The 25,397-nt window shown below is 60.8% G+C and carries 24 protein-coding genes and 1 pseudogene; 11 read left to right on the forward strand and 14 right to left on the reverse strand.

Going from position 1 to position 25,397, the window contains the following annotated elements; translation table 11 throughout:
• Positions 1 to 5: 5 nt before the first annotated feature.
• Together TU80_RS23950 and TU80_RS23955 are read right to left on the reverse strand one after the other, a co-directional pair.
• A complete protein-coding gene (locus TU80_RS23950; RefSeq protein ID WP_126586751.1) occupies positions 6 to 1,346 on the reverse strand; it encodes a lysine N(6)-hydroxylase/L-ornithine N(5)-oxygenase family protein in 1,341 nt (446 codons plus the stop codon).
• 97 nt (positions 1,347 to 1,443) lie between these two features.
• Positions 1,444 to 2,817 (reverse strand): MFS transporter, encoded by a 1,374-nt coding sequence (locus TU80_RS23955; RefSeq protein ID WP_046383245.1) that lies wholly within the window; start codon positions 2,815 to 2,817, stop codon positions 1,444 to 1,446.
• Between the two features lie 137 nt (positions 2,818 to 2,954).
• On the opposite strand from TU80_RS23955, the gene TU80_RS23960 reads away from it, so the two are divergent.
• The gene (locus TU80_RS23960; RefSeq protein ID WP_057005527.1) at positions 2,955 to 3,716 is read left to right on the forward strand and encodes an ArsR/SmtB family transcription factor; all 762 of its coding nucleotides are present in this window, start codon (positions 2,955 to 2,957) and stop codon (positions 3,714 to 3,716) included.
• Here the strand turns inward: TU80_RS23960 and TU80_RS23965 are convergent.
• The 5 genes from TU80_RS23965 to TU80_RS23985 form a co-directional block, all read right to left on the reverse strand.
• A complete protein-coding gene (locus tag TU80_RS23965; protein ID WP_017847290.1) occupies positions 3,691 to 4,356 on the reverse strand; it encodes a glutathione S-transferase family protein in 666 nt (221 codons plus the stop codon). The genes TU80_RS23960 and TU80_RS23965 overlap by 26 nt on opposite strands.
• Entirely contained in the window at positions 4,353 to 5,822 is a 1,470-nt protein-coding gene (locus TU80_RS23970; protein WP_057005528.1) for an FAD/NAD(P)-binding protein, read from the reverse strand. Before TU80_RS23970 ends, TU80_RS23965 begins: the two co-directional genes overlap by 4 nt.
• Positions 5,819 to 6,253, reverse strand: a complete 435-nt coding sequence (locus TU80_RS23975; protein WP_046486470.1) for a nuclear transport factor 2 family protein — start codon at positions 6,251 to 6,253, stop codon at positions 5,819 to 5,821. The genes TU80_RS23970 and TU80_RS23975 overlap by 4 nt, the downstream gene beginning before the upstream one ends.
• A gap of 115 nt (positions 6,254 to 6,368) precedes the next feature.
• Positions 6,369 to 6,911 (reverse strand): ester cyclase, encoded by a 543-nt coding sequence (locus TU80_RS23980; RefSeq protein ID WP_046383241.1) that lies wholly within the window; start codon positions 6,909 to 6,911, stop codon positions 6,369 to 6,371.
• A gap of 25 nt (positions 6,912 to 6,936) precedes the next feature.
• Positions 6,937 to 7,944 carry a polysaccharide deacetylase family protein gene (locus tag TU80_RS23985; protein WP_057005529.1) on the reverse strand — a complete coding sequence of 336 codons (1,008 nt, stop codon included), beginning with the start codon at positions 7,942 to 7,944 and terminating at the stop codon, positions 6,937 to 6,939.
• A 101-nt stretch (positions 7,945 to 8,045) separates the two neighbouring features.
• Between TU80_RS23985 and TU80_RS23990 the strand changes: the two genes are divergently transcribed.
• The 4 genes from TU80_RS23990 (at position 8,046) to TU80_RS24005 (ending at position 14,995) form a co-directional block, all read left to right on the forward strand.
• Positions 8,046 to 8,942 carry a LysR family transcriptional regulator gene (locus TU80_RS23990; protein WP_057005530.1) on the forward strand — a complete coding sequence of 299 codons (897 nt, stop codon included), beginning with the start codon at positions 8,046 to 8,048 and terminating at the stop codon, positions 8,940 to 8,942.
• Between the two features lie 204 nt (positions 8,943 to 9,146).
• Positions 9,147 to 10,388 carry a multidrug efflux RND transporter periplasmic adaptor subunit MexE gene (gene mexE / locus TU80_RS23995; protein ID WP_046383238.1) on the forward strand — a complete coding sequence of 414 codons (1,242 nt, stop codon included), beginning with the start codon at positions 9,147 to 9,149 and terminating at the stop codon, positions 10,386 to 10,388.
• Between the two features lie 15 nt (positions 10,389 to 10,403).
• Entirely contained in the window at positions 10,404 to 13,583 is a 3,180-nt protein-coding gene (locus TU80_RS24000; RefSeq protein ID WP_057005531.1) for an efflux RND transporter permease subunit, read from the forward strand.
• Positions 13,580 to 14,995 carry an efflux transporter outer membrane subunit gene (locus tag TU80_RS24005; protein ID WP_017847282.1) on the forward strand — a complete coding sequence of 472 codons (1,416 nt, stop codon included), beginning with the start codon at positions 13,580 to 13,582 and terminating at the stop codon, positions 14,993 to 14,995. The genes TU80_RS24000 and TU80_RS24005 overlap by 4 nt, the downstream gene beginning before the upstream one ends.
• Before the next feature lie 87 nt (positions 14,996 to 15,082).
• Here the strand turns inward: TU80_RS24005 and TU80_RS24010 are convergent, their stop codons facing one another.
• The 6 genes and pseudogenes from TU80_RS24010 to TU80_RS24035 form a co-directional block, all read right to left on the reverse strand.
• Positions 15,083 to 15,472, reverse strand: a complete 390-nt coding sequence (locus tag TU80_RS24010) for a hypothetical protein (protein WP_017847280.1) — start codon at positions 15,470 to 15,472, stop codon at positions 15,083 to 15,085.
• Positions 15,462 to 16,409, reverse strand: a pseudogene (locus tag TU80_RS34050) (hypothetical protein). The gene TU80_RS24010 and the pseudogene TU80_RS34050 overlap by 11 nt, the downstream one beginning before the upstream one ends.
• Before the next feature lie 410 nt (positions 16,410 to 16,819).
• Complete coding sequence (locus tag TU80_RS33505; RefSeq protein WP_235000077.1) at positions 16,820 to 16,999, reverse strand: hypothetical protein; 180 nt, start codon at positions 16,997 to 16,999, stop codon at positions 16,820 to 16,822.
• Between the two features lie 200 nt (positions 17,000 to 17,199).
• The gene (locus TU80_RS24025; RefSeq protein WP_057005533.1) at positions 17,200 to 17,577 is read right to left on the reverse strand and encodes a hypothetical protein; all 378 of its coding nucleotides are present in this window, start codon (positions 17,575 to 17,577) and stop codon (positions 17,200 to 17,202) included.
• A 112-nt stretch (positions 17,578 to 17,689) separates the two neighbouring features.
• Positions 17,690 to 18,067, reverse strand: coding sequence for a hypothetical protein (locus TU80_RS24030; RefSeq protein ID WP_017849623.1), 378 nt, complete (start codon positions 18,065 to 18,067; stop codon positions 17,690 to 17,692).
• Positions 18,057 to 19,004, reverse strand: a complete 948-nt coding sequence (locus tag TU80_RS24035) for a hypothetical protein (protein WP_057005550.1) — start codon at positions 19,002 to 19,004, stop codon at positions 18,057 to 18,059. The genes TU80_RS24030 and TU80_RS24035 overlap by 11 nt, the downstream gene beginning before the upstream one ends.
• 430 nt (positions 19,005 to 19,434) lie before the next feature.
• Between TU80_RS24035 and TU80_RS33510 the strand changes: the two genes are divergently transcribed.
• Together TU80_RS33510 and TU80_RS33735 are read left to right on the forward strand one after the other, a co-directional pair.
• Positions 19,435 to 19,683, forward strand: a complete 249-nt coding sequence (locus TU80_RS33510; RefSeq protein WP_234427194.1) for a hypothetical protein — start codon at positions 19,435 to 19,437, stop codon at positions 19,681 to 19,683.
• A gap of 20 nt (positions 19,684 to 19,703) precedes the next feature.
• Positions 19,704 to 19,838 carry a hypothetical protein gene (locus TU80_RS33735; protein ID WP_256381499.1) on the forward strand — a complete coding sequence of 45 codons (135 nt, stop codon included), beginning with the start codon at positions 19,704 to 19,706 and terminating at the stop codon, positions 19,836 to 19,838.
• A gap of 153 nt (positions 19,839 to 19,991) precedes the next feature.
• Here TU80_RS33735 and TU80_RS24045 read toward each other — a convergent pair whose 3' ends face one another.
• Positions 19,992 to 21,014, reverse strand: coding sequence for an AraC family transcriptional regulator (locus tag TU80_RS24045; protein ID WP_046383234.1), 1,023 nt, complete (start codon positions 21,012 to 21,014; stop codon positions 19,992 to 19,994).
• A gap of 167 nt (positions 21,015 to 21,181) precedes the next feature.
• On the opposite strand from TU80_RS24045, the gene efeU reads away from it, so the two are divergent.
• From efeU to efeO (TU80_RS24065), 4 genes are read left to right on the forward strand one after another with little or no spacing between them, the layout of a single operon-like run.
• Positions 21,182 to 22,027: an iron uptake transporter permease EfeU gene (efeU, locus tag TU80_RS24050; RefSeq protein ID WP_017847276.1), complete on the forward strand. Its 846-nt coding sequence runs from the start codon at positions 21,182 to 21,184 to the stop codon at positions 22,025 to 22,027.
• Positions 22,028 to 22,037: 10 nt separating this feature from the next.
• Positions 22,038 to 23,240: an iron uptake system protein EfeO gene (gene efeO / locus TU80_RS24055; protein ID WP_017847275.1), complete on the forward strand. Its 1,203-nt coding sequence runs from the start codon at positions 22,038 to 22,040 to the stop codon at positions 23,238 to 23,240.
• Between the two features lie 14 nt (positions 23,241 to 23,254).
• Positions 23,255 to 24,559: an iron uptake transporter deferrochelatase/peroxidase subunit gene (gene efeB / locus TU80_RS24060; RefSeq protein WP_046385265.1), complete on the forward strand. Its 1,305-nt coding sequence runs from the start codon at positions 23,255 to 23,257 to the stop codon at positions 24,557 to 24,559.
• Between the two features lie 15 nt (positions 24,560 to 24,574).
• Positions 24,575 to 25,393 (forward strand): iron uptake system protein EfeO, encoded by an 819-nt coding sequence (efeO, locus tag TU80_RS24065; RefSeq protein WP_017847273.1) that lies wholly within the window; start codon positions 24,575 to 24,577, stop codon positions 25,391 to 25,393.
• Positions 25,394 to 25,397: the final 4 nt, after the last annotated feature.

Below are 25,397 nucleotides of genomic sequence, written 5' to 3' on the forward strand. Positions count from 1 at the left end.
TGGGTCTAGTTGGCGAGAGCGGTCAGGCGATCGAAACGCGCATCGCCGACCTCGTCGAATACTTCGTTGGCGCCCCATTGGACGAACGCCTCGGGCTCATCCAAGTCGTACAGGGCTTGCCCGCTGACGCTGTTGATGATGTTCGCGCAACGCCAGGGGATCAGGCCCAGGTTCGGGTCGGCGATGCCTTTCTGGCTGCGCGCGGCGTTTTGCACATAGATGGCCGAGCCCTGCGGCCCATCCCAGGCGACGGAATAGTCATCGTTGAAGACATACTCGCCGTTGCATCGGGTAATCCGTGATTCGAGCGCCGCCAGGCACGCCGGCATCTGGTAGGCATAGCCTGTACACAGCACCGCGGTGTCGGCACTCAGTTCCTCCTGCACCTGGCTGTGCCCGTGCGCCATCGACAGGCTCCAGTGATGGGGGCGCTGCTGAATCGCGGTCAACTCGCGCCCGGGCAGCAGGCGAATGTGACAGGGGTGCTGCAAGACGTGCTTGAGCTCGTACAGGCGGCGATAAATCGACTGCAACAACGCTTGGGAAATGCCGTCGCTCGCCAGTTTTTGCTCGACCAGCAATGGCCGGCGCACGGCCTCGGGCTGGGCGAAAAAGTGGTCACTGTACTGCGGGGTGTAGAGCTCGTTGGTAAACGGCGACTCATCCAGCGGCGAAAAATTCCAGCGCCGCGAGACCCAGGTCACGCTGGCGGGCAAGGCGGCGGTGTCGGACAGCAGGTGCTGGATGATTTCGGCCCCGGTCTGGCCGCCACCGATCACCACCACGCGCTGGTCTTTGAAGCTGCGCTTGCGGGTCATGTACTGCGAGGAGTGAAACAGCGTATCGCCCAGATGCGCCTGCGCGCACGCCGGGATCGACGGTTGCTGCCCGGTGCCCAACACCAGGTGGCGCGCCGGTTGCGCCCAGGTATCGCCCTGGAGCAGGAACAGGCCGTTATCGAACGTCACCGAACGCACTTCGCTGTTGAAATGCAGATTCGGCAGCTGGCTGCACGCCCAGCGGTAGTACTGGTTGAACTCGCGGCGCAGCACCTGCTCGAAATGCGCGTTGATAAAACTGAGCAGCTGTTTTTTCTGCGCAAGGTAAGCGAGGAATGACAGCGGGTTGGACGGGTCCACCAGGCTGACCAGGTCCTTGAGGTAATGCACCTGCAGTTTGGCCTCGGGCACCATCATCCCCGCATGCCATTGAAATTCGCTGCTGCGCTCGAAGAACGCTGCGCTAATGCTCGGTTTGGGCTGGGCCAGCGCCGCCAGGCTAAGGTTGGCCGGACCGATGCCGATCCCCGCCATATCGACAACTGCAGGTGCAGAACGCAGATTCATGATCATTATCCCTATTGATGATGTTTTTCAGGTGCAGCGACGCCTCGCGAATGTCACGAAAACGTGCCGGGCAATTGCCTTTACAGGTGCAGGTCCATCAACTTTCCACGGGTTGCGCCGCCGGCGCTTTCAACACCAGGGCGGCCATCAGCATGGCGAGCAACGACAAACCGATGGCGACGCTGACGGCGACGTCGATGGCATCGCCCAGGGGCTGAATCGAGGTGAGCAAGGCGCCGAAGATCGCCACGCCGAAGGCGGAGCCGCTTTGGCGGCTGGCATTGAGCGTGCCCGCCGCCACCCCGGCCTTGGCGCGGTCGACCACACTCATCAGCACGGAGGTGGCGGCCGGGGTGATGATCCCGGCACCGAACCCCACGGCCGGGTAGCACACTGCGATACGCCAGTACGGTGCGTCACTGGCCAGGGCGAACAGGCCGATAAACCCCACGGTGTACAGGCCGAACCCCGCACACAGCACGGCGCGCGCGCCATACGCACGGGTCAGCCGGCCGCAGGTGAAGCTGCCCAGGGTGACCATGGCGGTCAGTGGCAGGAAAGCCAGCCCGGTGTCCAGCGGCGACCAGCCACGCTCGCTCTGGAAGTACACGCTGAGCAGGAAAAACAGGCCATAGAACACCAAGGCCGATGCCAGCGACAGCAGCGTCGCCCCCGAGAACACCGGGTTGCGGAAATACTGCAGCGGCAGCATCGGGTCCTTGTGGCGGCTTTCGGTCACAAAGAACACGCACCAGGCGATACAGGCCACGAACACGCAGGCGTACACCCATTCGGAGTTCCACCCCAGCTTCGCCCCTTCAATCAGCACCGCCACCGAGGTCGCCAGCGCGATAATCGCGGCGACTTGCCCAGTGACGTCCAAGTGCCGGTTTGGCGCCAACGGTGCCGAAGACGGGATGCGCGAGGTCAGCCACACGCCCACCAGGGCGATCGGCACGTTGATCAAGAAGATGCTGCGCCAGCCGAACAGCTCGATCAGTACACCGCCCACCAGCGGTCCGGCCGCCATGGCGATGCCGCCGCACCCGGCCCACACGCCAATGGCGCCGGCGCGCTGGTGGGTCTGCGGGTAAGCGCTGTTGATCAACATCAAGGAACACGGCACCAGCAACGCGGCGCCCAGCCCCTGCAGGACCCGCGCACCGACCAACTCCGGCAGGTCGGTGGCCAGGCCGCACAACGCCGAGGCCAGGGCAAACAGGCCGAGGCCGACGGCGTAGATTTTCTTCGCGCCGAAACGATCGCCCAGCAGGCCGCCCGTCAGCAGCAGGCTGGCGAAGGTCAGGGTATATGCGTTGATCACCCACTGCAGCCCGGTGATACCCGAGCCAAAGGTGCGGGAAATCGATTCCACTGCCACGTTGACAATCGAAGTGTCGAGGATAACGACCACATAGCTCAGACTCGTCGCAATCAGTACTTGTCGTTGGTAGCGGGTGTTGGAGGTCATGACCGCGAGCGTCCTTTAAGGGGGCGGCTCGACTATATGCAGCTTTCTGGGATAAACGCTTCGAGCTGTGTCGAAGTGTTTATGTTTATGTCATCCTGAAATCCGATTTCACCTGGCACAGCACGGAGTTCGACGGAATGACCCAGCCAAAAATCTCATCCATCGCCTACCTGATCGCCGAACCCGTGCGCGCAGTGATCCTGATCACCCTGGCAGATGGCAGTTCGATGTCTGCCAGCGCCTTGGCCGATGCCGCTGGCGTGACGCCGCAGACGGCCAGTTCGCACCTGGCGAAGCTGCTCGACGGCGGCTTGCTCACCGTGGAGATCAAGGGCCGCAACCGCTTCTATCAATTGGCCGGCCCCGATGTGTCCCATGTGCTGGAAAGCCTGGCGGCGGTCGCACCGCAAACCAGTTCGTGGCGTAGCCTGCCCAACCGTTCGGCCCATGAATTGCGTTTTGCCCGTTGCTGCTACGACCACCTGGCCGGCCAGGTCGGCGTAGCGGTGACCCAAGGCCTGCTGGAGCAGGGTTTTCTCCTTGAAAGCGACGAGCGCGAATACGTGCTCACCCGGCGTGGTACCGAGTGGCTGCAGTCACTCAACCCGCAGGCCGGCGAGCCATGCTTGCACGACCACCTCCAGGCCCGCCGCTGCCTGGATTGGACCGAACGGCAACACCACATCGCCGGGCCGCTCGGCACCCACCTGCTGGAGACTTTTTGCCAGTTGGGTTGGCTGCGCCGAACCGCCGGCTCGCGCGCGGTACATGTGACCGGCTCGGGCTGGCGGGCATTCAAGCTGCATCTGGGGATTGAGCACCTGCGCCATCTCGAAGCACCGCTGCATGCCGTGACCCCGGCCAGGAAAACCCTTATGCCGGCACCTGTTGCGAGCTGAACAAGCGCTCGATTTCGGCGATGCGGCGCTCCTGGGCCACCCCGCTCTGCTGCCAGGCGAGCAGCGCATTGATCCGCGCGTACCAGGCCGCCACATGGGGATACTCCAGAAACGGCGCCTGGGTCCGCGGGATATGACTCAGCGGGGCCGCCAGGTCGATGTCCGCCAGGCTCAACGCGTCGCCCACCACAAAGCGCCGGGTGCGCAAGTGCCCGTCGAGCACCGCCGTGTAGCGGTGGATCGCCTGCAGCGCTTCGGCCACCAGGGTCGGGTTCTCGGCGCGGCCTTTGAGGCGGTCCATGAACCGCTGCTCGATCAGCACCGTGGGCCCGCGACGAAAATGCTCGGCGGCCCAGAACATCCATTTGAGCGTTTCGTACTTGGCATTGCCCGCGGGCAGCAATGACGAGCCGGCCCGTTCCGCCAGGTAAATCATGATCGCCGAGGCTTCGAACAGCACCACGTCGCCGTCGACCAAGGTCGGGATCGTGCCGTTGGGGTTGAGCGCCAGGTACTCCGGCGTGCGGTTCTCGCCACTGAACAGGTCGAGGAAGACGAATTCGACCTCAAGCCCCAGGTAAGCGGCGGTCGTCAGTACGCGCCGGGTATTGCTCGAACCTCTGTCGCCATACACTTTCATGCCACTGCCTCGGTTGCGTGTTTGTCCATGAATGAAGGGTGCTCGGCGAGCAGCATCACCACCTCGCGGGCCTGGCGCACCGATTGGTACACCGAATTGACCATCGGCGCCGCCAGGTACGAGGCCATGCCCAGCAGCCAGATGTCTTCCGGCGCTTCGGCGCCGGGCAGGCTGACCTGCAACTGCGCTGACACATAAGGCGGCGTACACGGCGTTGCCGGCGGCACCTGCAGCTCAAGGCCGTTGCGCGAGGCATGGAAAAACTGTTTATGAAAACCGCTGGCGCACACCACCGCATCCACCGCCTCGATGCGCCCCTGGGCATCGTGGACCCGCCATTGGCCTTGCCACTCAAGCTGTGTCGGCAAGTGCGCGGCCAGCTGCAGGCGCCCTTCGTCGATCAGGCGCAGCAGCGTGGTTGCGGTCTGCAAAGGCACCGCGAACAGGTAACGCCCGACCGCTTCCCAGCAGTTTTGCAGCGCCGCCACGCGCACCGAGGGCGGCGCCGCGCGCAACTTCCCGTCGGCCAGGTCCATGCACTGCACCAACAGGTTCTGCCAGTCCGTCGCGCCCCGTCGGGCCAAGGCGACTTCGCCGCGCAGGCGCCGGATGGGCTCCGCGCTGCGATCGACTTGTTCGCGCAGCGAGCGGCCATTGATCGCCTTGGTCGCCCGCGCAACGATGCGCAGCAAGTGCCAGTACAGCTTGGGGTTTTCCAGGTCCAGCCGGGCGAATCGCGCTTCATCCAGGGCCACCGCGCCACGCCGGGGGGTGGCGGTACGCACGCCCGGCAAACGCCCGGAAGGCGACGCCATCAGCACCTGGTGCCCCGCGCCGCAGAGCAGCAACACACTGTCGACCGCCGACAGGCGACTGCCCAGCACCAAGACCCGTGACGGTTTATCCAGGCTGTCCAGCCAGGCCTTGGCCGGGTATGGCGTGGAGAAAATGCCCGGCGCACCGGCATGCGGGCTGACCAGCGGCGGCACGAACGGCGCGGCACTGCCGGTGCAGACCAGCACGGCACAGGCGCGCAGGTCGCCGCCGTCATCCAGCACCAGGCGATAGTCGCCGCGCGCGACCGGCTGGATATGCCGCACCGTCGCCCGCACGATCCGATGCGCAATGCCCCGGGCCTCGGCCACATCGCGGTACTCGGCATAGCGTTGCTTGAGATAGCCCGCCACCCAGGTCCGTGGCACAAACGCGTCTTCGCCGACGTCGATGCCCTGCGCCTGGAGGTAACGCTGAAAGTCGTGCGGCTCATCGTCCAGTATCGACAGGGTCTGCACCGAGGTATTGCATAACAGCACGTCCTCGCAGACGCCGAAGGCAATCGAGTCCGCCAGCCCCTCGGGATCGATGATGTCGATACGCTTGGCGTTGCCGGCGCGCACCAGTTGGATAAACGCCGCGACACCGGTCACCGACCCACCAATGATCGCAACCGCCGCACGCGGGTTCACAGCGCTTGCGCCTTCGCCAGCACTGGCGCCAGCAAGCGCACGCCATACCAGCCCCAATACACGCGGTGGCAGGTGATCAAGCCGTTTTCTATCTCCATCATTTCCATCAGGTCGACCTGCTCCCCCGTCGGCGTCTTGCGCGGGTATTCCCACGTCAGGTTGCGGCCGTTGATGAAGGCTTTATCGCTGCGATACCACTCAGCCAGGTCATTGGGAAAGCGGCGCTTGCTGTCCTCCATGAACCGCTGGATCGTCCCCCGGCCGACCAGCACGCCGCTGCCGTGGTCGGGGTAGATCGCCAGCACCAGCGGCGTTTCGAACACCGCCTGCTCGGCATACAACGCCGCCGTCGCGGCCAGGTCGCCGGCACAGACGCTGGCGTGCCAGGCTTCATAGATAGCCAGCAGGCCGGGATCGATGGACGCAGTCATGAGGTTTCCTCGCGTGGCAGCACCGCTGCTAATAGAAGCCGCAATTGTAAAAAATTGCCACCCCAGCATGCTTCGACCTGGCCCGAAGTGTCAGGCACGCGATGCCTCTCAAGGATTACAGGGCGCCCAACTGTTTCATCAAGGTGAGGTTGTCTTCGATGTGCCAGTTGGCGGCGATCTTGCCGTTGTCGATCTGATAGATATCGGTGGCGATAAAGTCCACGGGCTGCCCACCGCCCTTGATCTGGCCGAAGGTGCCGGTGAAGTGCCCGCGAAAATGCAGGTGAACCACCACGCGGTCGCCGGCGATGAGCATGTGTTCGACCTCGCAACGCAGGTCCGGCACCGCTTCACGAAACGCCCGGGAGGCGAGCAACGGGCCTTCGGGGCCTTGTTTACGTCCGGCCGGTGGGGTTTTGTCGATGAAATCTGCGGCCAGCGCCTCACGGGCCAGGCTTTCGTCACCGGTATCCCAGAAGGTGTCATAACGGCGGGCGGCGGTTTCCATGAGCGCCAGTTGCGCAGGCGGGAGGCTCTTGTCCACCACCAGCACACCCGGCTTGACCAGTTCAGTGCTGGCCGCCAGGACGGCGCCGGAAAAGGTCGAGGTCAAGAGTGTGGCGATGAGGCAAACGCGCGCTATAGGTGAGGGTTTCATTGAAAAATCTCCTTGGGTGATGGGCTCAGAGGGTCTCGTGTTCGCGCAGGCTAAGCGGGCTTTTAAGGGTGTACTGCGCGATAGCGTCCTTGCGCATGAAGGCCACGCCGGGGTGGCTGTTGGCATAGCGCAAAAACTCATCCCAGACCCGGACCATTTGCGGCGTACCGCTGATGCGGTCGTGGGCGCTGATCGACATCATGCGGCGCCGGCTGCCGGCCTCTTCGTACAGCTGGTCGAAGTCCAGCTTCACCTGTTCCAGGAACTGCGACGGTGAGTAGTTGCGGCCTTCGATCAAGACGATGTCGTTGTTGCGCAAGGTGTACGGAACCACCACGAAATCCTGGCCGTTGACCTGCTCGATAAACGGCTCGTCGCGACTCACATCGTCGATGTGATAGACGTAGCCAAGCTCTTGCAGCAGCGCCAGGGTGTTGGGGCCACGGCGCAGCCAATTGCAGTTGTAGCCGCTGACCGGCTGGCCGGTGACGTCCTGCACCATGCTCGCGGCCTGGCGCAGGAACGTGCGTTCTTCATCGCGGCTCATGGCAAATTGCGAACTCCAGCGCGGGCCATGGCCCGCCGCCTCGTGTCCGCGCGCGACGATTTCCCGGGCCAACTGCGGATGCCGCTTCACCGCATCGCCGATCATGTGGCTGGTGACCTTCACCCCATGCCGGTCCCAGAGGTCGAGCAGCCTGGGAATGCCTTCGCGGTAGCCATAGGCGAACCAGGTATTGGTGGCCGGGTCAGCGGGCACGCTGTCGGGGAAGTCCACTTTGGGAAACGGGCTGTCGGTGCCCTTCAGCGGTTGCCCACCGGCCTCGAACTGCATCGAGATCGAGACCACAAGCCGTGTGTCGCCGGGCCAGAAACCACCCTTGGCCTGGCGCGCAGCCGGTGCCGCCCCACTCTGCCCGGCCTGCGCCGCGCTCGCGTTGGCGCTGCCGAGCAGCGATCCGGCGGTCAACACCGCGGCGCCCGCGCCCGCCTGGGCCAGGAAGGTACGCCGTTGCAGGTTCACAGATGACATGACGGTAACTCCGTTGAATAAACACGGATGCAACGTTAGTCCTTTAGGTTTATTTTGATAATTGAGCTGAAATCAAAAATCACTTTCGGAAAAACCGAATAATGCTGCTGAAGAACCTTGAGCTGTTTTTGTTGATCGTCGAGAAAGGCGGGCTGTCTGCCGCCGGCAGGGAACTGGGCTTATCGCCGGCCTCGGTGTCGGAACGGCTGGCGCAGCTGGAGAGTTTTTACGGCGCCAGCCTGCTCAAGCGCACCACCCGCGCGATCAACCTCACGGATGAAGGCCGCCTGCTGGTCGATGGCGCGCATCGCCTGTTGGCAGACGCCGACGAGTTGCACACCAGCATTCGCCTGGGCGCCGACACCCTTTGCGGGCCGATCCGCCTCAGCGCCCCGCAAGACTTCGGTCGCCAATACATCGAGCCGATCCTTGCGCAGTTCATGCAGGAGCACCCGCAGGTCAGCATCGACCTGAACCTCAGCGATGGCTATGTCGACCCCGTCGGCCAGGGGATCGACTTCGCCGTGCGCTTCGGCGCGCTGGCCGACAGCACCCTGCATGCCCGTCTGATTGGCGAAAACCGCCGAGTGGTGTGTGCATCACCGCTGTACCTGGCGCGCCACGGCACCCCGCAACACCCCGAGGACCTGGCCGCGCACGAGTGCCTGGTGATGCGCTTCGGCGTCAATATTTCGCGGGAGTGGGCGTTCATGCAGCACGGGCAGACCCACCGGATCATGGTGCGTGGCCGCCGCGTGGCGAACGACGGCGCGCTGGTCCGCCAATGGTGCCTGGCCGGCCACGGGATTTGCTTGAAATCGGTGTGGGACGTGCGTGCCGACCTCGACGCCGGCCGCTTGGTCGAGGTGCTCGAGGATTACGACTTGGGCCGCACAGCGCTGAACATCGTCTACCCGCCCACGCGCATTCAGCCCAGACGGGTGAGAATGTTGATAGAACGCATCGTTGCGCAGCTGGCGAGCGACAGTGCCAGGTAGGCATTGCGGCGTTCCTTGCAGCGCGCGCAACATGCCTTTGTCATCAAGCATATTGATAGCTGCCTAATGAAACCCGCAGACTAGAGGGCTCACTCCGCGCTTATATCATTCCGAATGATAGTTATCTTTGCTTCATTCGATTCGTGACCTAGCAGCTCCCCGCGCATGATCCGCCCATCTCAAATACATTGGCGGATACACCTCATGGAACAGACACTCAAACACTTACGCTTGCCCCTGGCGATTCTGGCCGTGGCGGTGATGAGCGCGTGCGGCAAAACCCCGGAACAAGCGGCCGCCATGCCTCCTGCAAAAATCAGCGTGGCCAAGGTGCTTGAGCAACCGGTCAACGAGTGGGACGAATTCACCGGACGCCTGGAAGCACCGGAAACCGTGCAGATCCGTCCACGGGTGTCCGGCCAGATCGATCAGGTGGCCTTCACCGAAGGCGCCCTCGTGAAGAAAGGCGACCTGCTGTTCCAGATCGACCCACGCCCGTTCCAGGCCGAGGTGCGCCGCCTCGAAGCCCAACTGCAACAGACCAAAGCCGCCGCCACCCGCAGCGATAACGAAGCGCAACGGGGCGAACGCCTGCGTCAGAGCAACGCGATCTCCGCCGAACTGGCCGACTCGCGCACCACCGCCGCCCAGGAAGCCCGCGCCGCTGTCGCCGGCATCCAGGCGCAGTTGGACCTGGCCAAGCTGAACCTGAGCTTCACCCGCGTCATCGCGCCGATCAGCGGCCGTGTCAGCCGTGCCGAGATCACCGCTGGCAACCTGGTCACCGCCGACGTCACCGCGCTGACCAGCGTGGTCTCCACCGACAAGGTCTACGCCTACTTCGACGCCGATGAGCGCGTGTACCTCAAGTACACCGAACTCGCCCGCCAGGGTCGCCGTGGCGCGACCACCCCGGTGTACCTGGGCCTGTCGAATGAAACCGGCAACCCGCACCTGGGCCAGATGAACTTCGTCGACAACCAGGTCAACCCGGCCACCGGCACCATCCGTGGCCGCGCGGTATTCGACAACAGCAAAGGCGAATACACCCCTGGCTTGTACGCCCGCCTGAAACTGGTCGGCAGCGGCACTTACTCCGCCGTGCTGATCAACGATGAAGCGGTCGGCACCGACCTGGGCAAGAAGTTCGTGCTGGTGATGGAAGGCGACAAGCCAGCCTACCGCTCGGTGGAACTGGGGCCGAAGATCGAAGGTTTGCGCATCGTGCGCAGCGGCCTGAACAAAGACGACACCATTATCGTCAAGGGCCTGCAGCGTGTGCGCCCGGGTGCGCCGGTCGCCCCGGAAACCATCCCGATGGCCAGCAAGGAAACCCTCGCCGCCTTGGCCCAACAACGACAAGCGCTTGAAGCCAGCAACCTGGAGCAAGTGGCGCCGGAAAAAACCGCGCCCAAGCTCGCAGCCGTCGCGACTCCACGCGGTTAAGGGATACGACTCAAGATGAATTTTTCCAAGTTCTTCATTTCGCGGCCGATCTTCGCAGCGGTGCTCTCGCTGTTGATCCTGATCGCTGGCGCGATCTCGCTGTTCCAACTGCCGATCAGCGAATACCCGGAAGTGGTGCCGCCGACCGTGGTGGTGCGTGCCAACTTCCCTGGCGCCAACCCCAAAGTCATCGGCGAAACCGTCGCCGCGCCGCTGGAACAGGCGATCACCGGCGTCGAGAACATGCTGTACATGTCCTCGCAGTCGACCGCCGACGGCAAACTGACCCTGACCATCACCTTCGCCCTGGGCACCGACCTGGACAACGCGCAGGTGCAGGTGCAAAACCGTGTGACGCGCACGCAACCCAAGCTGCCCGAGGAAGTGACGCGCATCGGTATCACCGTGGACAAGGCCTCCCCCGACCTGACCATGGTGGTGCATTTGACCTCCCCGGATCAGCGTTACGACATGCTTTACCTGTCCAACTACGCCTTGCTCAACATCAAGGACGAGTTGGCGCGCCTGGGCGGCGTGGGTGATGTGCAGCTGTTCGGCATGGGCGACTACTCCCTGCGCGTCTGGCTGGACCCGAACAAGACCGCTTCGCGCAACCTGACCGCCACCGATGTGGTGACCGCGATTCGCGAGCAGAACCGTCAAGTGGCCGCCGGTGCGCTGGGTGCGCCGCCTGCACCGAATGCCACCAGCTTCCAGTTGTCGGTGAACACCCAGGGCCGCCTGGTCACGGAAGAAGAGTTCGAGAACATCATCATTCGCGCCGGCGATAACGGTGAAATCACGCGCCTCAAAGACATCGCGCGGGTCGAGCTGGGTTCGAGCCAATACGCCCTGCGTTCGTTGCTCAACAACCAGCCGGCCGTGGCGATCCCGATCTTCCAGCGCCCAGGCTCGAACGCGATCCAGATCTCCAACGAAGTGCGCGACAAGATGGCGGAGCTGAAGAAGAGCTTCCCCGAAGGCATGGACTTCAGCATCGTCTACGACCCGACCATCTTCGTGCGCGGCTCCATCGAGGCGGTGGTGCATACCCTGTTCGAAGCGCTGATCCTCGTAGTGCTGGTGGTGATCCTGTTCCTGCAGACCTGGCGCGCCTCGATCATTCCGTTGGTGGCGGTGCCGGTCTCGCTGATCGGTACGTTTGCGGTGATGCACCTGTTCGGCTTCTCGCTCAACGCACTGTCCTTGTTCGGCCTGGTACTCGCCATCGGCATCGTGGTGGATGACGCCATCGTGGTGGTGGAGAACGTCGAGCGCAACATCGAGCTGGGCCTGGAACCGTTCCAGGCGACTGAAAAGGCCATGAGCGAAGTGACCGGGCCGATCATCGCCACGGCACTGGTGCTGTGCGCCGTGTTCATTCCCGCGGCCTTCATCAGCGGCTTGACCGGGCAGTTCTACAAGCAGTTCGCCTTGACCATTGCGATTTCGACGGTGATCTCGGCCTTCAACTCGCTGACCTTGTCCCCCGCCCTGGCTGCCGTGTTGCTGCGCAGCCATGACGCGCCGAAGGATCGCTTCTCCAAGGTGCTCGACAAGCTGTTGGGGGGCTGGTTGTTCCGGCCGTTCAACCGCTTCTTCGAAAAAGCCAGCCATGGTTACGTCGGCACCGTGCGCCGGGTGATCCGCGGCAGCGGCATCGCGCTGTTCCTGTACGCCGGCCTGATGGTGCTGACGTGGTTCGGGTTTGCCCACACCCCGACCGGTTTCGTACCGGCCCAGGACAAGCAATACCTGGTGGCTTTCGCCCAATTGCCGGACGCCGCGAGCCTGGATCGCACCGAAGACGTGATCAAGCGCATGTCCGACATCGCCCTGAAACAGCCGGGCGTGGAAAGCGCCGTGGCCTTCCCGGGCCTGTCGATCAACGGGTTCACCAACAGCCCGAACAGCGGCATCGTGTTCGTGACCCTCAAACCGTTCGACGAGCGTAAAGACCCGAGCATGTCCGCCGGTGCGATTGCCGGTGCGCTGAACGGCAAGTACAGCGACATCCAGGAAGCCTACATGGCGATCTTCCCACCGCCGCCGGTACAGGGCCTGGGCACCATCGGCGGGTTCCGCCTGCAGATCGAAGACCGTGGCAACCTGGGTTACGAAGAGCTGTACAAAGAAGTGCAGAACGTCATCACCAAGAGCCGCAGCACGCCGGAGCTGTTCGGCCTGTTCACCAGCTACACGGTCAACGTGCCCCAGGTCGATGCCGCCATCGACCGCGAAAAGGCCAAGACCCACGGCGTGGCGATCAGCGACATCTTCGACACCCTGCAGATCTACCTGGGTTCGTTGTATGCCAACGACTTCAACCGCTTCGGCCGCACCTACCAGGTCAACGTGCAGGCTGAACAGCAGTTCCGCCTGGATGAAGACCAGATCGGCCAGTTGAAAGTGCGCAACAACAAAGGCGAGATGATCCCGCTGGCGACCTTCATCAAGGTCAGCGACACCTCCGGCCCGGACCGCGTAATGCACTACAACGGCTTCATCACCGCGGAAATCAACGGCAACGCTGCACCGGGCTACAGCTCCGGCCAGGCCCAGACCGCGATTGAAAAACTGCTGAAGGATGAACTGCCCAACGGCATGACCTACGAGTGGACCGACCTGACGTATCAGCAAATCCTCTCGGGCAACACCGCGCTGTTCGTGTTCCCGCTCTGTGTGCTGCTGGCGTTCCTGGTACTGGCCGCCCAATACGAAAGCTGGAGCCTGCCACTGGCGGTGATCCTGATCGTACCGATGACGCTGTTGTCGGCCATCACCGGGGTGATCATCTCGGGCGGCGACAACAACATCTTCACCCAGATCGGCCTGATCGTGCTGGTGGGCCTGGCCTGTAAGAACGCGATTCTGATCGTCGAGTTCGCCAAGGATAAACAGCAGGAAGGCCTCGACCCGCTCGCCGCGGTGCTGGAAGCGTGCCGCCTGCGGCTGCGGCCGATCCTGATGACCTCGTTCGCCTTCATCATGGGTGTGGTGCCCCTGGTGCTGTCCAGCGGTGCCGGTGCCGAGATGCGGCATGCCATGGGCGTGGCGGTGTTCTCCGGGATGATCGGCGTGACCTTCTTCGGGCTGTTGCTGACACCAGTGTTCTACGTACTGATCCGTCGCTATGTGGAGCGCCAGGACGCGCGCAAAGCGGCCAAGGCCTTGAAGCTGGAGACACAGCAATGAGTGTGAAAGTCTTTCTGCCGAGCTTGCTGGTCCTGGCGCTGAGCGCCTGTGCCGTGGGCCCGGACTACACAACCCAGACCCCGGAGGCGGCCAATATCACGGCTGCCGCCGATGCCAAAAAATACGACCACGGGAAATTCGAAGGCATCTGGTGGCAGCAGTTCGACGACCCGACTCTGAACCAGTTGGTGACCCAGTCGCTGAGCGGTAACCGCGACCTGCGTGTGGCGTTTGCCCGCCTGCGGGCCGCACGGGCGATCCGCGATGACGCCAGCAACGACGCGATGCCGACCATCACCAGCCGCGCCAGCAGTGACCTGGCCAAGGGGCAAATCCCTGGTCAGACCACCAAGCGCGTCAACAGCGAGCGTTATGACCTGGGCCTGGACATGGCCTGGGAGCTGGACCTGTTCGGCCGCATCCAGCGCAACCTGGAAGCCACCGACGCCGACCAGCAAGCGGCCGAAGCCGACCTGTACCAGCTGCAAGTCACGCTGATTGCCGAACTGGTGGACGCCTACGGTCAACTGCGCGGCGCGCAACTGCGTGAACGCATCGCCCTGGACAACCTGAAGAACCAGCAGGAGTCGCGCACCATCACCGTCAGCCTGCGCGATGCCGGCGTGGGCGACCAACTCGACGTGGAGCGTGCCGACGCGCGCCTCGCAGCGGTGGAAGCCAGCGTGCCGCAACTGCAGGCCGAACAAGTGCGCGAGCGCAACCGCATCGCCACTCTCCTCGGCCAGCGCCCCGACAAGCTGAGCGTGGACCTGAGCCCGAAAGACTTGCCGGCGATTGCCAAGGCGCTGCCGATCGGCGATCCAGGGCAACTGCTGCAACGGCGCCCGGACATTCTGAGTGCCGAACGCAAACTGGCATCCGCCACCGCGCGCATCGGCGTGGCCAAGGCCGACCTGTTCCCACGGGTCAGCCTCAGCGGCTTCCTCGGCTTCACCGCCGGGCGCGGTTCGCAGATCGGTTCATCCGCGGCGAATGCCTGGGCCCTTGGCCCGAGCATCACCTGGGCCGCGTTTGACCTGGGCAGCGTGCGTGCACGCTTGCGCGGCGCCGATGCCGAGGCCGATGGCGCCCTGGCCAACTACGAGCAGCAAGTGTTGCTGGCGTTGGAAGAATCCGAGAACGCCTTCAGCGACTACGGCAAGCGTCAGCAACGCCTGGTCTCGCTGATCCGCCAAAGCGAATCCAGCCGCGCCGCCGCCGACCTCGCCGCGATCCGCTACCGCGAAGGTACCGTGGACTTCCTCGTGCTGCTCGACGCACAACGCGAACGCCTGGCCGCCGAAGACTCCCAGGCCCAGGCCGAGGTTGATCTGTATCGCGGGATTGTTGCGATCTACAAGGCGCTGGGTGGCGGTTGGCAGCCGGATACGGTGGTCGCTACGGCCAAGTGATGTAAAGAGCTCCTTTGGTTGGTCGCATCCAGCCAATTTTTAGCCCCGTGGTCCGTTTGGTCATGGGGCTTTTTTTTGTGTCGCTGATCAGCGTGTTAGCCATTTATAAAATATGTTGGATATGGCAGACGTCATAAAAAGTACTTCCCCAAGGATCTTTCCCTGAAGCAAGCGCTTGAGACCGCGAGGAAAATCCTGAACTTGCTGCCGATCCACAGTACCGCGCTTTATGTTCCACCACGGCATAACAACCGCTGAGGTGACGGCACACAGCCGAATCATTCTTCCTCGTATCGAATCGCCCCAGAACTGTTTGTTAGAAGTGACAAGGCTGCATTTATTTAAACGATCCTCCATTTCATCCAATCGTCGATACATCAGGAAAATGCCGACTACATTGATGCTAAGGACTACAAACAGAACGCTCACACTAAACCAGAACTTAAGAGGAAGATTGAGCCAGTAGTCAATATTCATAAATTTTCTCCCCTGCGTACTCACCCAACTCGCTTCCAAGACTGCCCCCAACCGCGCCCAAGGTCCCACCTGCGATTAACAGGCAACTCAATGATCCCGGCCCAGTTGTAGGGGGTAGTACGGTGAAACATAAAGCTGCCGCCATAGACCCACCTGCCATCCCCCCCAGAACCCCTCCTCCTAGCTTGCTCACTTCCACATATTTCGCCTGCCTGCACTGCTCCTCCCTCCCCGTGGAACAGGCTTCCTTGATCTCCAGCCCAGTGGACGCAGCGCTCAAAGCAATCCCCAACGGCGTCCCTGCCTTGAGCACTTTCGCCACCCTGGAAATCCGCGCAATCCTCTCGGCATACCGGCTGATCTCTCCAGTATGCAAATAACTCTTGGTGGAAATACCGAGCATTTTCTTGATCGAGCCTTCATTACGCAAACCCGTGCCGTAACGGGCGAACCCGCGCAGTTGTGCCTCCAGTTTGGCGAACAGCGTTTGGCGACGCGCCAAAAACTCCTCCCGCGCAGCGCCACCGCCTCAGCGCAACGCCTGTTTATGCAGGGCATCGATTTCTTCCAGGGTTTTGACGATCGCCTTCAAGTGGTGATTCCACGCATCTCCCGCCGTGCCGATACCGAGCGACGTGTAGCCGAGCAGTTTCTGCAACAAATCGTAGTTTTGCAGGGCAAAGGCGTCGCCCCCTTCGGCCATCACGCTATGGCGGATACGCCAGGCGGATTGCATCAGCAGATGCTCTTCCGGCTTGCACAACGCCGTGGAGTCATCACCGATGATGACCAACTGCCCCGGCAGCACCACAACGTTCCGGATATGGGTATTGAGCCTGTCGAACTTGGCTTCGGCGTGCTGGCTCAAGCGCAATCTTGCCTTGAGTTCAACTGAGGTTTGTTGCCAATCATTGATAAACGCGTAGGGCTGAGACATTAAAAACCTCTCAGCAGCAGTGGGCGAAGGGAACCGGTTGATGTGAGCCTGTTGCTTGCCATGCATGCATTCCTGATTGAATGAAGATGGCGTCGTAATCTAATTAACGGCTCAAGCGTTGTCGCGGATTTACCAGATAAATTCGCGCATCGTCGATCAACTTGGGAAATGGACTTCCCCTCGCCTACCAATAGCTGTCAGACACTTCCTAATAGCTATTCCAATGGAATATTTTCGTTAACCAATATGACTGCGGCAACGCAAATGACGCGAAACGTCACTAGTACCAGACAATGTAAAGAGTCTCTTTGGTTGGTCGCATCCAGCCAGTTTTTTACCCCGTACTCCATTCGATCACGGGGATTTTTTGGCTCAACAACTTAAGAAAAATATTCCTACTGAATACTATTTCATTTACGCAGCCAAAAAACGACGCCGCACATAAAGACAACGACGATGACGAAATAGATACCACGAAACAAGTTTTTCAGGCTGCGAGGAAACTCCTGGACTTGCTGCCAGTCAATGACACCGCGCTTCAGATTCCATGTTGGCAGTAATACGGCTACTGCAACCGCAGATAACCGCATCATTCTTCCTCGCGGCGAGTTGCCCCAAAACTTAGAGTGGAAGGTAAGGAGACTGCATTTGTTCAAAAGGCGCTCCATGTAGTCGAGACGTCGGTAGGCCAGAAAAACGCCTATTAGTACAACGATATTGATAGAGAGTATTAACGCCACCAGAAACCAAAACATAACGCGAGAATTTAAGAAATAGTCAATACCTAACACTATTTGCAAAGCCAAAAATAGGTACCAAAGGCAAAGAAAACCACACCAACGAAGAGCATTCCCCTGAACAGGTTTTTAAGGCCACGAGGAAATTCCTGAACTTGCTGCCAGTCAATAACGCCGCGCTTCAAATTCCTCTTTGGCTGTAGTACTGCCACTGTAATTGCAGACAACCGCATCATTCTTCCTCGCGCGGAGTTTCCCCAAAACCGGGAGTGAAATACGACGAGACTGCATTTATTCAAAAGCCGCTCCATGTATTCCAGCCGTCGATAGGCCAGGAAAACACCTATTAGTACGACAACGACGACCGAAACACACAAGGCTAATTCAATCCAAAAAAAGATGAGAGGATTTAGAAAGTTGTCAATACTCATAGAGTTTTTCACCCACCATTTCCCCACCTCTGCTGCCAATCCCCGCCGCCCATTCGATCACGGGGCTTTTTGGCTCGGCAACTTAAGAAAAATATTCCTACTAAACACTATTTCATTTAGGCAGCCAAAAAACGATGCCGTACATAAAGACAACGACGATGACGAAATAGATACCACGGAACAAGTTTTTCAGGCAGCGAGGAAATTCCTGGACTTGCTGCCAGTCAATGACACCACGTTTTAAGTTCCGCTTTGGCAGCAATACTGCTACTGCGACCGCGCCGAATCGCATCATTCTCCCTCGCGGTGAGTTGCCCCAAAACTGGGCGTGAAACACAACGAAACTGCATTTATTCAGAAGGCGCTCCATGTATTCCAAACGCCGATAGGCCAGAAAAACATAGATCAGCAAGGCAACGCCGAGTGAAATACACAACGCTATTTCAAACCAGAAAATGATATGAGAACTTAGGAAATCGTTAATATTCATAGATCTTTTCACCCACTAATTCCCCACCCCTACTGCCAAGCGCGCCTCCTGCGACGCCGCCCACCGCGCCACCGATTAATAGACAAGCCAGCGAACCTGGACCCGTTGTTGGTACCAGTACGGCAAGACACAAACTCGATCCAATCAACCCTCCGGCAGCGCCTAATGAAACGCCTCCTGCCAGCTTCCCCACCTCCACATACTTAGCCTTCGTACACTGCTCTTCCCTCCCCGTGGAACAGGCTTCCTTGATCTCCAGCCCAGTGGACGCAGCGCTCAAAGCAATCCCCAACGGCGTCCCTGCCTTGAGCACTTTCGCCACCCTGGAAATCCGCGCAATCCTCTCGGCATATCGACTGATCTCCCCGGTATGCAAATAACTCTTGGTGGAAATACCGAGCATTTTCTTGATCGAGCCTTCATTACGCAAACCCGTGCCGTAACGGGCGAACCCGCGCAGTTGTGCCTCCAGTTTGGCGAACAGCGTTTGGCGACGCGCCAAAAACTCCTCCCGCGCTGCGCCACCGCCTCGGCGCAACGCCTGTTTATGCAGGGCATCGATTTCTTCCAGGGTTTTGACGATCGCCTTCAAGTGGCGATTCCAAGCATCCCCCGCCGTGCCGATACCGAGCGACGTGTAGCCGAGCAGTTTCTGCAACAAATCGTAGTTTTGCAGGGCAAAGGCGTCGCCCCCTTCGGCCATCACGCTATGGCGGATACGCCAGGCGGATTGCATCAGCAGATGCTCTTCCGGCTTGCACAACGCCGTGGAGTCATCACCGATGATGACCAACTGCCCCGGCAGCACCACAACGTTTCGAATATGGGTATTGAGCCTGTCGAACTTGGCTTCGGCGTGCTGGCTCAAGCGCAATCTTGCCTTGAGTTCAACTGAGGTTTGTTGCCAATCATTGATAAACGCGTAGGGCTGAGACATTAAAAAACTCTCAGCCGCAGTGGGCGAAGGGAACCGGTTGATGTGAGCCTGTTGCTTGCCATGCATGCATTCCTGATTGAATGAAGATGGCGTCGTAATCTAATTAACGGCTCAAGCGCTGTCGCGGATTTAGCCGGTGGATTTGCACGCGGTAGATCAATTTTGGAAATAGACTACCCCTCGCAAGCTAATCGCTGTCAGACACTTCCTCGCATCTATTCCAACAGACTGTTTTCGTTAAATAACATGACCACAGTAATGCAACGGGCACGAAGGCCATCAGCGCCTTCTGATGTAAAAATCTCCTTGGATTGGTCGCATCCAGCCAATTCTTTGCCCCACGGCCCATTCGGTCACGGCACTTTTTTAAAGTAGGTACAAGAGTGGCCCGATATAAAAGTGTACGTTTCGACTAATGGAGGATTTCACTATGGCCGTTTTATTGACTGCGGAACAAATGAGGTACACCAAAGCGTCTAACCCGTTCCAGATAAAGAACCCGAAACAGGTTATCAATACATTCACGATAACGGAAGAATCAAAAGCTTCGGACACGTTGAAGCTTCGAAAACAAGAGTCGATTGATGATCTGAAAGCATTTTTGAAAGACTACGACATGACATCGATCACCACCAACGAACTAAAAAAGTCGGCAGACGGTTTTATGAAAACGACGTAATTGATGGCGAGGCGTTTCATATGTTCATATCTGGTCTGGGTGCTTTTGATGCCAACGGCCAGCAAGCTGAAACAGACGTAAAATACAAGGCAATCGCCTTATTTAACGAAAGCTGGACGATTGCCTTTCGTTTCTTGAAAGCCATCCCAACGTGAAGCGGTCACAAGGCATCCCCGAATATGTTCAAGGCATGTTCGCTGCCAATCATGCAATCAATGCACGGGCATTTTTTGTTAATTCTTCCCGCAGTGATCTCTCGATAGAGGAGCGTGCCTGAGTTTGGCTCTTTATCCCGTACACCCACTCCATCACAGGCGATTTGTCTCGTTCAAAATCAAACTACGATAATGCCCCGGATTCGACCCGACCCATTTACGAAACGCCTTGTAGAACGAACTGGCATCGGCAAATCCCAATCGCGTGGCAATTTCGGCAAAGCTGATCTGCGGTTCGGCCAGCCAGACAATCGCCAACTCTTTGCGCACGCTGTCCTTGAGCCCCTGATACGTTTGCCCCTCTTCCGCCAAGCGGCGGCGCAGGGTCGAGGCGGAGATGCACAGGTTGGCGGCCAGGCCGTCGGTTTCCGGCCAGATGTCGGGCGGCATCTGGCGCAGGTCGTGCTTGATGCGCGTGGCCAGGCTGTCGGGGTCGCGGTATTTGACCAGGATATTGGCCGGTGCGTGGCCAAGGAAACGCTTGAGTTCTTCGGCGCTGCGCTTGATCGGTAGGTCGAGGCAATCGGCGGAGAAGATCATGCGCGTGCGCGGTCGGTCGAAACGCAGGTTGTCGGAGAACATCACCCGGTAATCGTCACAAAAATCCGGTTGTGGGCAGCGCAGTTCAATGGCCAGGATCGGTATACGCCGCCCCGCGAGCCAACAGGCGACGCCGTGGACGATCATCCAATAAGTGAAATAGCTGAACGCCCGGCGCGGCTCAGGCTCGGTTTCGAGCAGCACGATTTCCGCCAGGCTTTGCTGGCGCACCAGTTGGGCAGGCAAATGCTCGAACATCAATGACAGGAACGCCAAGCCGGTTTCCAGCCCGGCCGCCACCGTCGGTTGAGCCATGGCCACGCGGCACAGAAACGCCAGGCTGCCGGACTTGAGCGGGCGCGGGTCCATGCCAAAAAACTCATCGTCCAGGCGCCGCGCCAACAGGCGCCACAACCGAGCGTAGGTCGTGGCCGAGACACGTGCACCAGGCTGCAACAGCAGCTCGGGAGCAATGCCCGCCTTGCTCAAGGCCTCAACGCTCGCTGCTCCCGACGCGCAGCTCTGCAACAGGGCTTCGCGCACAAGATGGATGGAGATGGTGTCTTTTTCCGACATGGGTGTGGGGCAATCCAACGGCACAAAAGGTGGGGTGCATCATAAGGGCGCTTGAGCTTTGCCACCACCGTTCAGCCGCCGTTCAGTAAAGGTCAATGTTTCTTGTTTGGCAATGAGTATCATTATGTTACAACTTGGCTTCCTATCCAGTTTCCCTGCGGTGTCGAATGCTTGTTCCCTTTCTCATCATGTTGCGCGAAGGCATTGAAGCCGCATTGATCGTTGGCATCATCGCCAGTTACTTGCAACAGACCGGCCGTGGCCAGTGGATGCCCGCCGTGTGGGTCGGTGTCTTCCTCGCCGCGGCCCTGGCCTTGCTGGTCGGTGGCGGCCTGGAACTGATGAGTGCCGAATTTCCGCAAAAGCAGCAGGAATTGTTCGAAGGCGTGGTCGGCCTGGTCGCCGTGGGCATACTCAGTTCCATGGTGTTCTGGATGCGCAAGGTCGCACGCTCGATCAAACATTCGCTGCACCAATCCCTCGACCATGCCCTGGCCGGCTCGCGCCACCAAGTCACCGCGCTGATCCTGATGGTGTTTTTCGCCGTGGCCCGTGAAGGCCTGGAAACCGTGTTCTTCCTGTTGGCGGTGTTCCAGCAGAGTGAAGGCCCCGGCGCACCGCTGGGTGCCCTGCTCGGCCTGGTGCTGGCGATCATCGTCGGGTTCCTGATCTACAGCGGCAGCATGCGCCTGAACCTCGGCGCGTTTTTCCGCTGGACCGGCCTGTTCATCCTGGTGGTGGCCGCCGGCATCCTCGCCAACTCCGTGCAGGCCCTGCATGAAGCCGGCGTGTGGAACCACCTGCAAAGCGTGCTGTTCGATGTCAGCGCGACGTTGCCGATGGATGGCCCGGTGGGCTCGGTACTCGCCGGGATGTTCGGCTATCAGGATGCGCCGACCGTCAGCACGCTGGGGGCCTACCTGATCTACCTGGTGGTGGCCCTGGCGATGTTCTTCCTGCCCGCGGCACCCGCCAAGCCGGTCGCCGCGCCCTCTTCCGTTTCTCACCCGTAAGGACCGTCCCTTGTCCAACCCAACTCCTCAACCGGCCTCGCCGCCACGCGCCTTGCGTTGGGCGGTAGCCGGCTCGGCGGTCGTGATGATCGCCGCCGGCGGCCTGTTCTACTATGCCTCGCAGCTGGCAGCGACCAAGCGCCAGACCCACCAAGATGAAACCGTCGTGACCATTCACGGCCACGCCTGCGAACCCAACGCGCTGACTGTTGCGGCCGGGCGCGCGAGTTTTCGCATCATCAACCGCTCCGACCGCGCGGTGGAATGGGAGATCCTCGACGGCGTGCTGGTGGTCGAAGAACGCGAAAATATCGCGCCGGGCCTGAGCCAGGTGATCAATGCCAATCTGTTGCCCGGCGACTATGCAATTACCTGCGGCCTGTTAAGCAACCCGCGCGGCACCTTGCACGTAACGCCGACGGCGGCATCCGACGCCCAAGCCAAGGCCAAGCCGTCGATGGTGGCGTTTATCGGGCCGTTGTCGGAATTCCGTGTGTACCTGAGCAGCCAGGCCAGCGCTCTGATCAAGGCCACGACCGCCTTGCAACAAGCGATCGACGCCGGTGACCTGGCCCAGGCTCAGGCGCTGTATGTGCCGGCCCGCGAGGCTTATCAGCGTCTCGCCGCGGCGTCGCAACGCCTGGCGCAACTGGACAACGCGATCAACGCCCGCGCCGATTATTTCGAAAAACGCGAGCAGGACCCAGCCTTCAGCGGCTTCCACCGCCTCGAATACGGCCTGTTCCAGCAACGCAGCCTCGATGGCCTGGCCCCGCTGGCGCAGCGCCTGGTGAGCGACGTCGGCACCCTCAAACAACAGTTGCTGGCGCAGTCGCTGCCACCGGAACAACTGGTGAGCATCGTGGTGCGCAACCTCAATAGCCTGGCCGACGTGCGCGCCGTCAGTGGCGAAGAAGAGCGCTACAGCCATATCGACCTGAACGGTTTCGCCGCCAACCTGGATGCCGCGCGCAAGGTGGTGGACCTGATGCGTCCGCTGCTGAGCAAGTCCGCCGCCGACCTGTTGCCGAACATCGACACGGCCCTCGCCGCGTTCGAGACGGCGCTCGATGGTTTGAAAGTCGACGGCCAGTTCAGCCGCTACGACCGTGTTACCGCCGATCAGCGCAAGCAGATCGCCGACAAGGCCAAGGTACTGGCCGCCGCACTCGATGGAATCGACCCCGCCCTTGGCCTCTCCGGCCTACAGTGAAGACGACCGCATACATGAGTGATTTACCACCGTTAGACCTTCAACGCCGTCGCGTCCTGCTGGGCATGGCCGCCACCGGTGCCGCGCTTGCCGGCAGCACCTTGAGCTGCCCGGCCATGGCTGCTGCCGCCGAGCAAGTGACCACCGCCCCGCGCAGCGACAAGACCCAGGACCATCACGATTTTTTCGGCAAGCACCAAAGCGGCATCGTCACCCCGCGCCCGGCCTGCGGCATGCTGGTGGCCTTCGATGTCCTGGCTGCTGATCGCGACGACTTGGAGCGGCTGTTCCGCACCCTCAACGAGCGCATCAGCTTCCTGATGACCGGCGGCAGCGTGCCGCAGGTCGACCCGAAACTGCCGCCCACCGATTCGGGCATCCTCGGCCCGGTGGTTACGCCGGATAACCTGACCATCACCGTATCGGTCGGCGAATCGCTGTTCGATGAGCGTTTCGGCCTCAGCGCAGCCAAACCCAAGCGTCTGATCCGCATGGTCGGTTTCCCCAACGATGCGTTGGAAGCGGCGCAGTGCCACGGCGACCTGAGCCTGCAATTTTGCTCCAACACCCCGGACACCAATATCCACGCCCTGCGCGACATCGTGAAAAACCTGCCCGACCTGCTGCTGGTGCGCTGGAAGCAGGAAGGCAGCGTGCCGCCACAGGCGCCCGCCCGCCCCGGCGAGCCTGCGCAGAGTGCGCGCAACTTCCTGGGCTTTCGTGACGGTTCGGCCAACCCGAATTCCAACGATGCCAAGACCATGGACCAAGTGGTCTGGGTGCAGCCCGGCAGTGACGAACCGGCCTGGGCGGCCAATGGCAGCTATCAGGCGGTGCGGATCATTCGCAATTTTGTCGAGCGTTGGGACCGCACGCCGCTGCAGGAACAGGAAAGCATCATCGGCCGCATCAAGCCCACCGGCGCGCCCATGGGTGGCCAGCACGAAGCCCAAGTGCCCGATTACAGCAAAGACCCGCAAGGCAAGCTAACCAAGCTCGATGCCCATATCCGCCTGGCCAACCCGCGCACCCCGCAGACCCAGGCCAACCTGATCCTGCGCCGGCCGTTCAACTACTCCAACGGCGTCAACAAAAACGGTCAGCTGGACATGGGGCTGCTGTTCATCTGCTACCAGGCCGACCTGGAAAAAGGTTTTATCAGCGTACAAACCCGGCTCAACGGCGAGCCCCTGGAGGAGTACCTCAAGCCAGTCGGCGGCGGGTATTTCTTCACCTTGCCGGGGGCAACGGGACCGAAGGATTTCATCGGGCGCACGCTACTTGCTGCAACGCACGTTCAACCCCCTGCCAACACTTAAAGCGGAAACCGTCCCATGAACAAGTCGACTCTCGCGCTGTCGCTGTTAATCACCCTCTCACCCCTGGCGGCCTTCGCCGCCACGGCGCCGCTGGACCTGGTAGGCCCGGTGTCGGACTACAAGATCTACGTCACCGAACAAATCGCTGAGCTGGCGACCCAGACCCAGGCGTTCACCGACGCGGTGAAAAAAGGCGACCTGGCCACCGCCAAGCAGCTTTATGCGCCGACCCGCGTGCATTATGAGGCCATCGAACCGATCGCCGAGCTGTTCAGCGACCTCGACGCGGCCATCGACTCGCGGGTCGACGACCACGAAAAAGGCGTGAAAGCCGACGACTTCACCGGCTTTCACCGTATCGAGTACAGCCTGTTCGCCGAAAACACTACCCACGGCCTCGACGCCTTGGCCGACGGCCTGAACAACAACGTCAAGGACCTGCAGACGCGCGTGGCCGGCCTGACCTTCCCGCCGGAAAAAGTCGTGGGCGGCGCCGCAGCGCTGCTCGAAGAAGTCGCCGCCACCAAGATCTCCGGCGAGGAAGACCGCTACAGCCACACCGACCTGTATGACTTCCAGGGCAACATCGACGGCGCGAAGAAAATCGTCGACCTGTTCCGCGGCCAGATCGAGAAACAGGACACGGCCTTCCTGGCCAAGGTCGACAAGAACTTCGCCAGCGTGGACACGATCCTGGCCAAGTACAAGACGGCGGACGGCGGTTTCCAGACCTACGACAAGGTCAAGGAAAACGACCGCAAAGCCTTGGTCGGCCCGGTCAATACCCTGGCTGAAGACCTGTCGACCCTGCGCGGCAAACTGGGTTTGAACTGAGCCC

The sequence above is a fragment of the Pseudomonas veronii genome (assembly GCF_001439695.1).
Classification (GTDB): domain Bacteria; phylum Pseudomonadota; class Gammaproteobacteria; order Pseudomonadales; family Pseudomonadaceae; genus Aquipseudomonas; species Aquipseudomonas veronii.

What these genes read in the sequence shown, in the direction of transcription:
- TU80_RS23950 (WP_126586751.1), bottom strand. Translation starts at nt 1,346, where the DNA reads ATGAATCTGCGTTCTGCACCTGCAGTTGTCGATATGGCGGGGATCGGC.
- TU80_RS23955 (WP_046383245.1), bottom strand. Translation starts at nt 2,817, where the DNA reads ATGACCTCCAACACCCGCTACCAACGACAAGTACTGATTGCGACGAGT.
- TU80_RS23960 (WP_057005527.1), top strand. Translation starts at nt 2,955, where the DNA reads ATGACCCAGCCAAAAATCTCATCCATCGCCTACCTGATCGCCGAACCC.
- TU80_RS23965 (WP_017847290.1), bottom strand. Translation starts at nt 4,356, where the DNA reads ATGAAAGTGTATGGCGACAGAGGTTCGAGCAATACCCGGCGCGTACTG.
- TU80_RS23975 (WP_046486470.1), bottom strand. Translation starts at nt 6,253, where the DNA reads ATGACTGCGTCCATCGATCCCGGCCTGCTGGCTATCTATGAAGCCTGG.
- TU80_RS23980 (WP_046383241.1), bottom strand. Translation starts at nt 6,911, where the DNA reads ATGAAACCCTCACCTATAGCGCGCGTTTGCCTCATCGCCACACTCTTG.
- TU80_RS23985 (WP_057005529.1), bottom strand. Translation starts at nt 7,944, where the DNA reads ATGTCATCTGTGAACCTGCAACGGCGTACCTTCCTGGCCCAGGCGGGC.
- TU80_RS23990 (WP_057005530.1), top strand. Translation starts at nt 8,046, where the DNA reads ATGCTGCTGAAGAACCTTGAGCTGTTTTTGTTGATCGTCGAGAAAGGC.
- mexE (WP_046383238.1), top strand. Translation starts at nt 9,147, where the DNA reads ATGGAACAGACACTCAAACACTTACGCTTGCCCCTGGCGATTCTGGCC.
- TU80_RS24000 (WP_057005531.1), top strand. Translation starts at nt 10,404, where the DNA reads ATGAATTTTTCCAAGTTCTTCATTTCGCGGCCGATCTTCGCAGCGGTG.
- TU80_RS24005 (WP_017847282.1), top strand. Translation starts at nt 13,580, where the DNA reads ATGAGTGTGAAAGTCTTTCTGCCGAGCTTGCTGGTCCTGGCGCTGAGC.
- TU80_RS24010 (WP_017847280.1), bottom strand. Translation starts at nt 15,472, where the DNA reads ATGAATATTGACTACTGGCTCAATCTTCCTCTTAAGTTCTGGTTTAGT.
- TU80_RS33505 (WP_235000077.1), bottom strand. Translation starts at nt 16,999, where the DNA reads ATGCGGTTATCTGCGGTTGCAGTAGCCGTATTACTGCCAACATGGAAT.
- TU80_RS24025 (WP_057005533.1), bottom strand. Translation starts at nt 17,577, where the DNA reads ATGAGTATTGACAACTTTCTAAATCCTCTCATCTTTTTTTGGATTGAA.
- TU80_RS24030 (WP_017849623.1), bottom strand. Translation starts at nt 18,067, where the DNA reads ATGAATATTAACGATTTCCTAAGTTCTCATATCATTTTCTGGTTTGAA.
- TU80_RS24035 (WP_057005550.1), bottom strand. Translation starts at nt 19,004, where the DNA reads ATGTCTCAGCCCTACGCGTTTATCAATGATTGGCAACAAACCTCAGTT.
- TU80_RS33510 (WP_234427194.1), top strand. Translation starts at nt 19,435, where the DNA reads ATGGCCGTTTTATTGACTGCGGAACAAATGAGGTACACCAAAGCGTCT.
- TU80_RS33735 (WP_256381499.1), top strand. Translation starts at nt 19,704, where the DNA reads ATGTTCATATCTGGTCTGGGTGCTTTTGATGCCAACGGCCAGCAAGCT.
- TU80_RS24045 (WP_046383234.1), bottom strand. Translation starts at nt 21,014, where the DNA reads ATGTCGGAAAAAGACACCATCTCCATCCATCTTGTGCGCGAAGCCCTG.
- efeU (WP_017847276.1), top strand. Translation starts at nt 21,182, where the DNA reads ATGCTTGTTCCCTTTCTCATCATGTTGCGCGAAGGCATTGAAGCCGCA.
- efeB (WP_046385265.1), top strand. Translation starts at nt 23,255, where the DNA reads ATGAGTGATTTACCACCGTTAGACCTTCAACGCCGTCGCGTCCTGCTG.
- efeO (WP_017847273.1), top strand. Translation starts at nt 24,575, where the DNA reads ATGAACAAGTCGACTCTCGCGCTGTCGCTGTTAATCACCCTCTCACCC.